Below are 11,344 nucleotides of genomic sequence, written 5' to 3'. Positions count from 1 at the left end.
GGGCTTGAGGCGTCCGAGTCGAGTCTCAACGCACCTTCTCAAAACACCACGTAGCTAGCCCGCGCGCTGCCCCGCCCACGTTGCTCGCCGGTCGGCCCACCAAGCCTGCAACTGCTTGCCATACAAGATCAAAACCAACGCCGTCCCAATCAACGGCAACGCCGCGAACACCCACCCCGTCAGCAACTCGCCGCCCAGTGCCACGCCCACAAGCAACGCCACCGCCGGATTCACAAACGAATAACTCCCCGCCAACGCGGCCGACGTGTTCTGCAGCAGCCACAGATAGGCATTGAGCGCCACCAGCGTGCCAAACACCAGCAGATACACCCACGCCGCCCACGACTTGGCGCTGACCTGATCCAACGCAGGGAGCGGCTCGAACCACGCTGCCACCACCAGGCCCAGTGCACCACCCACCAACCATTGCGCAGCCGACGCCATGGCCGGCGCCGGCAATGAGAGACGGCGCGACGCGTACGAGCCAATGCTCCAGCACAGCGGCGCACCGAAGGCCAGCAGCGCACCCAGCCATGTCGCCGAAAAGTCGCCCTCCAGCGCAAGCAAGAGCGCCCCCACCACACCCAGGGCCAGCCCGATCCAGCTGGTCGCCGGTACTCGCTCGCCGCCCCAGCGAGACCACAGCGCCAGCCACATGGGCATGGTGGTCACCACCGTGGCCATCAGGCCGGAGCCGATGCCCAGCTTTTGCGCAAAGCCGATGAGGTTCATCGCGACGAACACCATCAGCCCGCCCACCAGCGCCGAATTGCGCCACTGCAGGGCTGTCGGCAACGCATGGCCCTGCCACAGTGCGATGAGCAGCATCACGCCCCCGGCGCACAAAAACCGCACCGCGTTCATCCAAAGCGGCGGCATCGTCTGCAAAGCGATGCCAATGGCAAAGTACGTGGTGCCCCACACCACGTACACCAGCAGCAGGGCCAACGCCAAGGCCCACGGGGCGGGACGACGGGCTTGCGCCTTGAAATTTGCCGGCATATTCTCCTCCTCACCGAATAATTTATGGAAACCACGACGTTTTCGGAATTTTTACCAAAAATAGGCGGCTATGCAAGCAAATATTCAGACGGATGACATGGACGCCAGAATTATTTCGGCGTTGGGGGCAGATGGCCGGCGTTCGTACGCCGAGGTGGGTGCCGAGGTGGGACTGTCGACCGCCGCGGTGCACGAGCGGGTCAAGAAGATGCTCGACAAGGGCGTGATCCGCCGTTTCTCCATCAGCGTCGAGCCCGAGCGGGTGGGCCTCTCATTCACGGCTTTCGTGGCCATCCGCAACGACGGCGGCGCGCACTGCCGCGACATCGCCCCGCGCCTGCAGGCCATGCCCGAGATCGAGGAGCTGCACAGCGTGGCGGGGGAATACGACTTTCTGGCCAAGGTCCGCACCACCCATGCGCGGGCGCTGGAAGACGTGCTCTACCAGATCAAGGCCATCGAGGGCGTGGCCCGCACCACCAGCACGGTGGTGCTCAACACCGAGTTTGAGGACCGCCCACTGAACCTGGGCTGGATGAGCGCCGGCAAAGGCGTCTGAACGCCGAGGTGCCCCACTCCGCTCGGACCGGAAGGGGTGGTTTGCGGTTCAGGCCGCTGAAACGCCGGCCGTTCGCTCGACCGCTTCGGCCTCCAGCAGCGCCAGGTAGTGGGCCAGCGATGGTGTGGCCAGGCCGGACACCTTGGCATGGTCGTCGTAGCGCCGCACACGCACGGCCTCCTGCGCGAAGGGCTGCGCGGCAAAACGCAGCGCCTGTGGCGGCGTGAACGGGCCGCCCTGCAGCACCAGGCTGTGCTGCGACGCAGGAGACAGCGTGGCCCAGTAGCCGGGCTCCGTCGCGCAGAGGTAGCGCTTGGCGTCCACATGCATGCGGATGGGCGCGAGCACTGCGTCGGGCAGCAGCCCGCGCAAAAACGGCAGCGCCACGTACTGGTGCAAGTCATCTTGCTGGGCCGTATCGCCCCCCGGTGCCAGCAGGTGCCCCAGGTCGTGCAACAGCGCGGCCACCACGGTGGCGCGGTCTTCCCCGGCCTGCTCGGCCAGCTGCGCGCACTGCAGCGCATGCTCGAGCTGGCTCACGGCCTCGCGGCCGTACTGATTGATGCCGCGGGTCGCCAGCAGGTGGCCGATGTCTTCAATCGTGAGCGCCATGGCCTTTTCCTTGCGGGCTGGGCTCTACACCAGGGCCTTGCGGATGCGCGCCGACACCAAGTCGATCACGCTCACGGTGACCACAATGATGAGCATCACCGCGCAGGTCTCGGCGTACTGAAAGCCGCGGATGATCTCCCACAGCACCACGCCAATGCCGCCGGCACCCACCATGCCCACGACCGAGGCCGAACGCACGTTGGCCTCGAAGCGGTACAGCGTGAACGAGATCCACAGCGGCATCACCTGCGGGATGACGCCATAGATGATTTCGTGCAGCGCACTCGCGCCGGTGGAGCGGATGCCTTCCACCGGCTGCGGGTCGATGGCTTCCACAGCCTCGGAGAACAGTTTGGCCAGCGTGCCCGTGGTGTGAATCCACAGCGCCAGCACGCCGGCGAACGGGCCCAGGCCCACCGCCACGACGAAGAGCATCGCAAACACGATTTCATTGATGGCACGAAACGCATCGAGCACGCGGCGCACCGGCTGGTTCACCCACCATGGCGCGATGTTCGAAGACGCCAGAAGCGCCAGCGGCACGGCGGTGACCACCGCCAGCGCCGTGCCCCACAAGGCGATCTGCAGGGTGACCAGCATTTCCTGAACGTAGATCTGCCACTGCGCAAAGTTGGGCGGGAAGAACTCGGCCGCGTACTGGGCCATGTTGCCCGAATCCTTGATGAGGTCGAGCGGGCGCATGTCGGCGCCCTTCCACGATGCGGCCAGGACCACCAGCAGGATGCCCCACGAGAGATACCAGACGAGGCTGCGCTTGGGCGCGGCGGTTCCGGCCAGGGCCGCAAGCGAAGGGTTCAGAGCAGAGGACATAGGGATATCGGGCTGGCCGGTACGTGGTTACTTCAGCGACGCCAGCTGCTGGTCGATTTCTGCCAGACGGGTCTTCTTGTCAGCGTCGGCCAGCGTAGCGTCGGCTTCGATCTTGTTGCGCTTGCCGAACAGGTCGAGCTGGCGGATGGGGGTGAGCTGTGCGTTGGTCGACGGCTTGAAGCCCGAGAGCTTGGAGATCTTCATCACGATCTCCTTCTCGCGCGCATCGGTCTTGGCGTAGTTGTAGAAGAAGTCTTTGATCTTGGTCTTCAGCGGCTCGGGCAGGTCCTTGCGCATCACCAGAGGATCGAGCGCAATCAGCGGCGAGGTCCAGACGATCTTGATGTCCTTGAACTTCTCGGGCTGGCGTTCCTTGATCTTTTCGAGGTTTTCGCTGTTGTTGGTGGCCACGTCGACCTGCTTGTTGGCCACGGCCAGTGCATTCGTTTCATGGTTGGCGCTGCGCGCAATCTTGAAATGGGTCTTGGCGTCGATCTTGTTCTGTGCAAAGGCGTAGTAGCCGGGCACCAGGAAACCCGAGGTGGAGTTGGGATCACCGTTGCCGAAGCTCAGCGACTTGCCATTCTTGAGCACGTCGTCCAGCGTCGCCAGGGGGCTGTCTTTGTGCACGATCAGGTGCGAGTAATAGCCCTGCGTGCCATCGGCGTTGACCATCTGCGCGAATACTTCGCCGTTGGCACGGTCCACGGCTTCCATGGCGGACTTGTTGCCCAGCCATGCAACCTGCATCTTGTTGAAGCGCATGGCTTCGATCAGGCCCGCATAGTCAGATGCGAAGAAGGCGTTGATCTTCAGGCCGGTCTGCTTGGCCATGTCGTCGAGCAGGGGCTGCCAGTCAGCCTTGAGGTTCTGCGAGGCTTCGGTAGAGATCATCCCGAAGTTGATGTCCTGGGCGTGGGCCGCGGACAGGCCCAGGCCCAGCGCCAGGGCGGCGCACAATTTCTTGAACATGAGAAGTACTCCTGAGAGAGTGAGACGAAAGAGGAACGCGGAGAGAGCAATGGAAAGGCTTCAGGCCGCCTGCGCCAGCGCGGGTGCCCATTGCGGCACCGGCATGGATGTCGGCGCGGTCGACAGTGGCTGGGCGGGCAATGCGCCGCCGAGGATTTCATCGGCCTGCATGCCGTACAGCTCGCGCAGCAAGGCGGGCGTTAGCGCAGACGACGGCCCGTCGTACACCACCTGCCCCTGGTTCAGCGCCACCACGCGGGGGCAATAGCGGATGGCCACGTCCACCTGGTGCAGCGAGACGATGACGGTGCTGCGGTCTTCGCGGTTGATGCGGGCCAGGATCTCCATGACCTTGCGAGAGGATTCCGGGTCCAGCGAGGCGATGGGATCGTCGGCCAGCACCACCTTGGCGCCCTGCACCAGCGTGCGCGCAATCGCGGCGCGCTGCTGCTGCCCGCCCGACAGCGTGGAAGCGCGCTGCGCATGGCAGTCGGCAATGCCCACCCGCGCGAGGGCGTCGAGCGCCAGCGCGCGCTCGTGGGGCTTGAACATGCGCAGCCAGCCACGCCACCAGGGCGTGCGGTGCAGCAGCCCCACCAGCACGTTCATGAGCACCGGCAGGCGGTCTACCAGATTGAACTGCTGAAACACAAAGCCGACCTGCGAGCGCACCTTGCGAATATCGCGGTGAATGCGACCGCCCTGCTGCACGCAGAGGCCGTCGACCTCAATCAGCGACGCGCTGGAGGCATCGGCCGCCACCAGCCCCGCCACGTGCCGCAGCAGCGTGGATTTGCCGGAGCCCGAGGCCCCGATCAGCGCCACCATTTCCCCGCGCTCGATGGTCAGGTTGATGTCGCGCAGCGCGTGTTTGCCATTGGCAAAGCGCTTGTTCAGCTGATGGATGTGAAGTGCAGCGGACATGGCCGGCTCCTTGAAAGTCGTCTAGACAACCGCAGTGTGGCGGGCACGCGTGACAGTGCTTTGACAGTTGCGGGAAGTTTGGATGTCGGTGCGGGCAGCCCTTCAGAGCACCCGTTGCCCCTCGCGCCACACGCCGCGCACCACCGCCTGGCGCGACCCATCGGGCAGATCGGCCATGTGCACCTGGATCAGGTCGGCGCGCAGCCCGGCTGCGAGCTCGCCCCGGTCTGCCATGCCCGCGGCCTTCGCAGGATTGCAGGTGACAGTCGCCACGGCCCGGGGCACCGACAGGATCTCGTCGTCCACCAGCCGCATCACGGCGCTCAGCAGGCTGCCGGGCACATAGTCCGACGAGAGGATGTCGAGCAGGCCGGCGCGCGCCAGGTCGGCTGCAGCAACGTTGCCCGAATGCGAACCGCCGCGCACGACGTTGGGCCCGCCCATCACGGTGAGCAGGCCACGCTCGTGCGCCGCCTGGGCCGCCGCCAGGGTGGTCGGGAACTCGGACATGCCGGCCCCCTCGGCATGGGCCTGCTCCACATGCGCCACAGTGGTGTCATCGTGGCTGGCCAGCGATATGCCGTGCGTGCGGCAGTAGTCCACAAAGTACGCGCGGTGCGGCTCGGCGTACTGCGCCTGCAGCGTCGCGGCAAGCTGCACCTGCCGCTCGAACTTCTCGCTGCTCCAGCCCTTCTTGCCGGTGTAGTAGGTGCGCGCCTGCTCAAGGTCCTCCCACTGCCGCTGGCCGGGCGTGTGGTCCATGAGCGAGATCAGCGACAGGCGCGGGTGCCCGTGGAAAGGGCCGAACAGGTCGATGGTATTGGGCGCCGGCAGCTCGCAGCGCACATGCAGGTGGTGGTCCGCGCGCAGCAGGTTGCGCTCGGTGCAGGTATCGATGGTGCTGAGGACGCGGTTCCAGGCGCTGCCGCGCAAACTGTCCACATCGGCCTCTCCTACCCCCAGGGCGTCGAGCACGGTGGTAATGCCAGCGGCGGCAATCTCGGCGTCGTGCGCGAGCAGCGCGGGCATCTCGGCCCACTGCACCTTGGGCCGCGGCATCAGGTGGCGCTCGAAGTTGTCGGTGTGTACCTCCACCAGGCCGGGCAGCAAATAATCGCCCCCCAGGTCGATGCCCTGCAATGCGGAGGTCGCACCACTGCTCACCGCGGCAATGCGCCCGCCCTCGACCTGCAGAGAGCCCTGCACCACTTCGTCCCGCAGCACCATGCGGGCGTTTCGGAAGACGGCTGCGCTCATGCGGCACCTCCGCGGAAGTCGCCGACGTTGACGCGGCGAGTGGCCACCGCCGCACCCACCTTCGCGTCGTGAAAGATGCCGACCAGCGCTGCGCCCCGCGCCACGGCCTCGCGGATCAGCGTGATCACTGTCTCGGTATTGGCCGCGTCCAGCGATGCGGTGGGCTCGTCCAGCAGCAGCAGCGGCTTGGACTTGATCATGTTGCGCGCGATGTTGATGCGCTGCTGCTCGCCGCCTGAGAAGGTGGCGGGCGGCAGGTGCCACAGCCGCTCGGGAATGCGCAGGCGCGTGAGCCACTGGCGCGCCGCTTCGCGCGCGGCCTCCAGCGCAACGGCGTCGTCGCCGGCGTCCTCGGACAAGGGTTCGGCCACCACGTCGAGCGCGCTGACCCGGGGAATGACACGCAGGAACTGGCTCACGTAGCCGATGGTCTCGCGGCGCAGCTGCACCAGCGCCCGCGGGGTGGCCTGGGTCACGTCCACCACGTCGCCAGATTGCGTGCGCACTGCGATGCTGCCCTCGTTGGCGCGGTAGTTGGCGTAGACCATCTTGAGCAAGGTGCTTTTGCCCATGCCCGAAGGGCCGTCCAGCACCACGCACTCGCCGGGTTGCACCGACAGGTCCACGCGGCTGAGCACCGGCAGCTCCACGCCGTTTTGGTGGTGCAGGGTGAAGCGCTTGGCCACCCCTTTCAATTGAAGAATGGGCTGGTTCATGGCTGCAGTACCGAAGAGACGAGAAGTTGGGTGTAGGGATGCTGCGGGTCGTCGAGCACCTGGTCCGTCAGGCCCGACTCCACCACGCGGCCGCGCTGCATCACCACCATGCGGTGGGCCAGCAGGCGGGCCACCGCCAGGTCGTGCGTGACGACGATTGCAGCCAGCTGCATCTGCCGCGTGAGCTGGCGCAGCAGATCCAGCAGCCGCGCCTGCACCGAGACATCCAGGCCGGACGTGGGCTCGTCCATGAACACCAGGCGCGGCTGGGTCACGAGGTTGCGCGCAATCTGCAGGCGCTGGCGCATGCCGCCCGAGAACGTGCGCGGGGCATCGTCGATGCGCGCGGCGTCGATCTCCACGCGCTGCAGCCACTCCACCGCGGTGTTGCGCAGGCGGCCGTAGTGGCGCTCGCCCAGCCCCATGAGGCGCTCGCCCACATTGGCGCCGGCGGACACGTCCATGCGCAGGCCGTCCGCGGGGTTTTGGTGCACAAAGCCCCAATCGGTGCGCGCCAGCAGCCGCTGCTGGGCCTGCGACATGGCAAACACGTCCTGCACCGTGCCGTCGCGCTGGCGAAACTGCACCGAGCCCGCATCCGGCGCACTGCGCGCAGCAATCGTATTGAGCAGGGTCGACTTGCCTGAGCCCGACTCACCCACTACGGCGAGCACCTCGCCGGGCCAGAGGTCAAACGACGTGTCCTGCAGCGCCACGCGCTCGCCATAGCTTTTGCCCACGTTGCGCACGCTCAGCAGCGGCGCCGGCATCTCAAGAGTATTCATGTCAGGGTGTCCATCACAAAACTGATGCCATGGCGTGCAAAGCCCAGCGACTCGTAGAAGGCGTGCGCGCCGGTGCGGCGGGCGTTGGAGGACAGGGCCAGCTTGTAGCAACCGGCCTCGCGGGCACGCTCCATGGCGTGCGCCATCATCTGGCGGCCGATGCCGTGCCCCTGCCGTGCTGGCGCGACCACCACGTCCTCCACGATGGCCGAGGGCGCGCCGCGGTGCGCGAGGTTGTGCATGACCAGCAGCGCATAGGTGCCCACCACCGCGTCTCGCGCCGCTGCGTCCACTGCCACCCATAGCCGGTAGCTCGGGTAGTGGGCAAACTGCCCCCACACGGCGCGCGCTTGCGGCAGGGCCAGGACATCCTGCGGGCTGTCTTCGATGGTCGCGTACAACGCCAGCACATCGTCCAGATCGGCCTCCACGGCCTCGCGGAGGGTGATGCCGCTCATGGGGCGACCTCGGTGCGCCCGGGCAACGGCTGCTGGGTCTGCTGCGCTTGGCGCTCCTGGCAATAGTCCGAGTCCGAACACACGTGCATGCGCCCGCCCTGGTCGTCGGTAATGACTTCGTCCAGAAAACTCTTGGTGGCGCCGCACAGCGCGCAGGCGGCATCCCAGCGCTGCACTTCGAAAGGATGGTCTTCAAAACCCAGGCTTTCCACAGCGGTGTAGGGCGGCACGGCGTAAATGCGCTTTTCGCGGCCTGCGCCGAAGAGCTGCAAGGCCGGGTTCATGTGCATCTTGGGGTTGTCGAACTTGGGGATAGGCGACGGCGCCATCACGTAGCGGCCATTGACCAGCACCGGGTAGTCGTACGTGGTGGCGATGTGGCCATAGCGCGCAATGTCTTCGTACAGCTTCACATGCATCAGGCCGTACTCCGCCAGGCCGTGCAGCGTGCGCGTTTCTGTCTCGCGCGGCTCCAGGCGCTGCATGGGCTCGGGCACCGGCACCTGGTAGACGATGACTTGGCCTTCGGCCAGCGGCGTCTCGGGGATGCGGTGGCGCGTCTGGATCAGCGTGGCCTGTGTGGTGCGGGTCGTGGTCTCGACGGCCGTCGTGCGCTCGAAGAAGCGGCGGATGTTGACGGCATTGACCGTGTCGTCCGAGCCCTGGTCGACGACCTTGAGGCGGTCGTCTGGGCCGATGATGGCGGCCGTGACCTGGATACCCCCCGTGCCCCAACCGTAGGGCAGCGGCATTTCGCGCGAGCCAAACGGCACCTGGTAGCCGGGAATGGCCACCGCCTTGAGGATGGCCCGGCGGATCATCCGCTTGGTGCGCTCGTCCAGGTAGGCGAAATTGAAGTTTCCATCGGCTGAGGCCGTTTCGGTGGCGGCCTCCATCGAAATCGGTTCGCGCGGTGCGTTCATGGACGGTCTCCTTCGGCGGGTGTGGCCGCAGCCGCGCGGGCGGCGGCATCGGCGCTGGCCCGCATGCGGCGCACCAGTTCCAGCTCAGACTGAAAGTCCACGTAGTGCGGCAACTTCAAGTGCTGCACAAATCCCGATGCCTCCAGGCTGTCGCTGTGCCCAAGGACGAACTCCTGCATTTGCGCGGGGGACTCCACCGGCTCGCCCAGCTCGTCACAGCGCAGCGCGCGGTCCACCAGGCTCATCGCCATCGCCTTGCGCTCGCTGTGCCCAAACGCGAGGCCGTAGCCGCGAGTGAACTGAGGTGGCTGGGTCTTGCTGCCTGCAAACTGGTTCACCATCTCGCACTCGGTGATTTCGATGTCGCCGATCGAGACCGCAAAGCCCAGCTCTTCGGGCTCGAGTTCCACCGCCACCGTTCCAAGCCGCACTTCGCCCACAAAAGGGTGCGAGTGCGAATATCCGCGCTGGGTGGAGTACGCCATCGCCAGCAGAAACCCTTCATCCCCCCGCGCCAGGTTCTGCAGCCGCGTCGCCCGGTCTGCTGGAAAACGCAGGGGCTCGCGGGTGAGGTCGGTCGGCGCAGGGTCTCCGGGCGGCACCGGCCGGGTCTCGATCAGGCCCTCCTGGTTGAGCAGGTCAACCACGCGCGGCGCAGGTGCAGCGCTGGAAGGCTCGGCAGGTTTGCCCGCTGGCACACCAGCGCCCTCGGTTTCGACCAGCAGCGTGAAATCAAGCAGGCGCTGGGTGTAGTCGTACGTGGGCCCCAGCACCTGCCCGCCCGGCAGGTCCTTGAACGTGGCAGAGATGCGGCGGTCCAGCACCATGCGTGCGGTGTCGAGCGCACGGGTCACGCCCAGGCGCGGCAGCGTGGCACGGTAGGCCCGCAGCAAAAAAATCGCTTCGACCAGATCACCGGCAGCCTGCTTGATCGCCAGCGCGGCCAGTTCCGGGTCGTACAACGATCCCTCGGTCATTACGCGGTCCACCGCCAGCTTGAGCTGGCTTTGGATCTGCGCCACCGACAGCTCGGGCAGCGCGGAATCTCCGCGGCGCTGGTCTGCCAGCAAACGATAGCTGTTGAGAATCGCGGCTTCGCCGCCTTTGACGGCTACATACATGCTTCGTGCTCCGCAGCAGAGGGTTGGAGGGGGCGGGCGGACAGGTGCGTGGTGCGCGGCAAACCCACCACCTGGTGGCCTGTGCACAACAGCACGTCCACGCCGCACGGAAAGACAGCCTGGTTGGCAGCCCACTGATGCTCGAAGTCGCTCGGCAAGCCTTGAACCTGGAGCGTGGTCGCGCCCTGGATGCCCGGGCCGCGCAGCGTCCAGCCCGTAGCCGTTGCATCTGCGGGGCTGTGGATCCCTTGCACATCGATTACGCAGGTGGCGGATTGGTCAGGGTAGATGTCGCTGCCCTGGGCCAGAGTGGCGAGCGGGGGCATTTCATCCCCGTGCGCCAGCCAGACAAAACGTGCTTCGGCGGCGTCGGCCACCAGCGCACAGCCCGTGTGAAATCGCAGCCACTGGCCGGCACCGCCCGCCAGCAGCGCAGGCGACAGCCAGACGGCGCAGTCGCTGTCGAGCAGCGCCAGCAGTGCGGCGGCGCCCGCAGCGCTGCCCACCGTCGGGTGCTGGGCGTCGTGCGGCACTTCGACCCATCTCCCTGGATGCGAAAGCGCCTGCAGCACCGCGCGGAACACGGCCTGGCTGCCCAGCGACTCGTTCGAGAAACCGGCGGCCAGGGCCGTCAGATCAGGGGTCGTTGCTGGGGCGGTCATGCAGCGTCCTCCTCGTCGTCCGCGCCGCCGCTCTCGCGGGCCACGGTGAAGAAGTCCACCCGCGTGCTGGCAGCGCGCTCCTGGCGCTGTTGGCGGGCACTCTTCAGGTGCGTGCGGATAGGCTCCAGCACGGCCGCATCCAGCGCGGGCTGCTGCGCAACGTCTTGCAGCAACGCGTCGGCCAGTGCCGCCAGCTCGGCATGGCGGCGCGAGCGTCCCAGCACATAGGCCACACCCACGGACACGGGCGCGCCTTCGGCTTCGACCCGCAGCGCGCAGCGGGTGACCGTGACCTCGCCAAGATTGAAGCGTTCGCCCGTGCCCCCTGCGCGGCCCTGCACCATCATGAGACCGGTTTCGGGAGACCGCAGCCAGTGCGATGGCCGTGTGGCCTGTCCGCGCAGGCCGGATTCGAGCAGACCCACCGGCGCCCGCGCCAGCAGCGCCATCCAGTCCGCCCGCTGCAGCGCACGGCCGGGCCCGGGGTTGTCAAAGGCTTGAAACATGAACGTGATACCCTGA

The 11,344-nt window shown here is 66.6% G+C and carries 14 protein-coding genes; 1 reads left to right on the top strand and 13 read right to left on the bottom strand.

Annotated features, from left to right (window positions below):
- Positions 1-54: 54 nt before the first annotated feature.
- The gene (locus ACSQ3Q_RS02890; RefSeq protein ID WP_436132917.1) at positions 55-1,002 is read right to left on the bottom strand and encodes an EamA family transporter; all 948 of its coding nucleotides are present in this window, start codon (positions 1,000-1,002) and stop codon (positions 55-57) included.
- Positions 1,003-1,099: 97 nt separating this feature from the next.
- On the opposite strand from ACSQ3Q_RS02890, the gene ACSQ3Q_RS02885 reads away from it, so the two are divergent.
- Positions 1,100-1,561, top strand: a complete 462-nt coding sequence (locus tag ACSQ3Q_RS02885; RefSeq protein ID WP_436132916.1) for an Lrp/AsnC family transcriptional regulator — start codon at positions 1,100-1,102, stop codon at positions 1,559-1,561.
- A gap of 48 nt (positions 1,562-1,609) precedes the next feature.
- Here ACSQ3Q_RS02885 and ACSQ3Q_RS02880 read toward each other — a convergent pair whose 3' ends face one another.
- The 12 genes from ACSQ3Q_RS02880 to phnG all read right to left on the bottom strand — a co-directional run bounded on the left by ACSQ3Q_RS02880 (position 1,610) and on the right by phnG (position 11,328).
- Complete coding sequence (locus ACSQ3Q_RS02880; RefSeq protein WP_436132915.1) at positions 1,610-2,173, bottom strand: phosphonate degradation HD-domain oxygenase; 564 nt, start codon at positions 2,171-2,173, stop codon at positions 1,610-1,612.
- Between the two features lie 24 nt (positions 2,174-2,197).
- A complete protein-coding gene (phnE, locus tag ACSQ3Q_RS02875; RefSeq protein ID WP_436132914.1) occupies positions 2,198-3,004 on the bottom strand; it encodes a phosphonate ABC transporter, permease protein PhnE in 807 nt (268 codons plus the stop codon).
- Positions 3,005-3,031: 27 nt separating this feature from the next.
- Positions 3,032-3,976, bottom strand: a complete 945-nt coding sequence (gene phnD, locus ACSQ3Q_RS02870; RefSeq protein WP_436132913.1) for a phosphonate ABC transporter substrate-binding protein — start codon at positions 3,974-3,976, stop codon at positions 3,032-3,034.
- A 60-nt stretch (positions 3,977-4,036) separates the two neighbouring features.
- Positions 4,037-4,900, bottom strand: coding sequence for a phosphonate ABC transporter ATP-binding protein (gene phnC, locus ACSQ3Q_RS02865; protein WP_436132912.1), 864 nt, complete (start codon positions 4,898-4,900; stop codon positions 4,037-4,039).
- 102 nt (positions 4,901-5,002) lie between these two features.
- Positions 5,003-6,157 (bottom strand): alpha-D-ribose 1-methylphosphonate 5-triphosphate diphosphatase, encoded by a 1,155-nt coding sequence (locus ACSQ3Q_RS02860; protein WP_436132911.1) that lies wholly within the window; start codon positions 6,155-6,157, stop codon positions 5,003-5,005.
- Positions 6,154-6,873 (bottom strand): phosphonate C-P lyase system protein PhnL, encoded by a 720-nt coding sequence (phnL, locus tag ACSQ3Q_RS02855; protein ID WP_436132910.1) that lies wholly within the window; start codon positions 6,871-6,873, stop codon positions 6,154-6,156. Before phnL ends, ACSQ3Q_RS02860 begins: the two co-directional genes overlap by 4 nt.
- On the bottom strand, positions 6,870-7,658 hold the full coding sequence (gene phnK / locus ACSQ3Q_RS02850; protein WP_436132909.1) for a phosphonate C-P lyase system protein PhnK: 789 nt from the start codon (positions 7,656-7,658) through the stop codon (positions 6,870-6,872). The genes phnL and phnK overlap by 4 nt, the downstream gene beginning before the upstream one ends.
- Positions 7,655-8,116 carry a GNAT family N-acetyltransferase gene (locus ACSQ3Q_RS02845; protein ID WP_436132908.1) on the bottom strand — a complete coding sequence of 154 codons (462 nt, stop codon included), beginning with the start codon at positions 8,114-8,116 and terminating at the stop codon, positions 7,655-7,657. The genes phnK and ACSQ3Q_RS02845 overlap by 4 nt, the downstream gene beginning before the upstream one ends.
- Positions 8,113-9,039, bottom strand: coding sequence for an alpha-D-ribose 1-methylphosphonate 5-phosphate C-P-lyase PhnJ (locus ACSQ3Q_RS02840; RefSeq protein WP_436132907.1), 927 nt, complete (start codon positions 9,037-9,039; stop codon positions 8,113-8,115). Before ACSQ3Q_RS02840 ends, ACSQ3Q_RS02845 begins: the two co-directional genes overlap by 4 nt.
- Complete coding sequence (locus ACSQ3Q_RS02835) at positions 9,036-10,160, bottom strand: carbon-phosphorus lyase complex subunit PhnI (RefSeq protein ID WP_436132906.1); 1,125 nt, start codon at positions 10,158-10,160, stop codon at positions 9,036-9,038. The genes ACSQ3Q_RS02840 and ACSQ3Q_RS02835 overlap by 4 nt, the downstream gene beginning before the upstream one ends.
- Positions 10,151-10,822, bottom strand: a complete 672-nt coding sequence (gene phnH, locus ACSQ3Q_RS02830; RefSeq protein WP_436132905.1) for a phosphonate C-P lyase system protein PhnH — start codon at positions 10,820-10,822, stop codon at positions 10,151-10,153. Before phnH ends, ACSQ3Q_RS02835 begins: the two co-directional genes overlap by 10 nt.
- Entirely contained in the window at positions 10,819-11,328 is a 510-nt protein-coding gene (gene phnG / locus ACSQ3Q_RS02825) for a phosphonate C-P lyase system protein PhnG (protein ID WP_436132904.1), read from the bottom strand. The genes phnH and phnG overlap by 4 nt, the downstream gene beginning before the upstream one ends.
- Positions 11,329-11,344: the final 16 nt, after the last annotated feature.

This window comes from Acidovorax sp. LjRoot129, assembly GCF_964253765.1.
In the GTDB taxonomy this organism is placed as follows: domain Bacteria; phylum Pseudomonadota; class Gammaproteobacteria; order Burkholderiales; family Burkholderiaceae_C; genus Acidovorax.
Note: the sequence above shows the minus strand (reverse complement) of the source record. Positions and strands in the feature narration are given on the sequence as shown.